1 protein-coding gene is annotated in these 596 nt (G+C 60.2%); it reads left to right on the top strand.

Annotated features, from left to right (window positions below):
* The coding region (locus tag AC1DU6_RS34885; RefSeq protein WP_477863109.1) for a DUF1295 domain-containing protein at nucleotides 1–596 on the top strand (596 nt) is incomplete at both ends.

The raw sequence follows: 596 nt of genomic DNA, 5'->3' as shown, positions 1-596 counted from the left end.
GTCCGGCAATGGCTGGTGGCGGCCCTGGTGGCGATCTGGTCGTTGCGGCTCGGCTCGCACATCGCCGTGCGTACGGCGGGCATATCAGACGATCCGCGCTATGCGGCCTTCGCGAGGGAATGGGGCGTGAACTCACCGCGGAAGATGTTCATCTTTCTGCAGAATCAGGGTTTCGGGTCGATTCCGCTGGTGTTTGCAATTTTCGTGGCTTCCCGTTTTCCGTCGGATGCGTTGCGGGTGCAGGATTATCTCGGCGCGGTGATCCTATTCGCAGGCATCGCGGGTGAGGCACTGGCTGACAAGCAGTTGAAGACCTTCCGCTCAGATCCGGCCAACAAGGGCAAGGTCTGCGATATCGGGTTATGGCGCTGGTCGCGGCACCCGAACTACTTCTTTGAATGGTTCGGCTGGCTCGCTTATCCGATGATCGCGCTCTCGCTCGACTATTCTTGGGGCTTCGCTACGCTGCTAGCGCCGATCTTCATGTACTGGATCCTGCGTCATGTCACCGGCGTGCCGCCGCTGGAGGACCAGATGCTGAAGTCGCGCGGCGATCGCTATCGCGACTATCAGGCACGGACCAGTGTGTTCTTTCC

Source organism: Roseateles sp. P5_B10 (assembly GCF_056400485.1).
The sequence above is the reverse complement of the archived record's forward strand: the minus strand, read 5'-3'. Positions and strand labels throughout refer to the sequence as shown.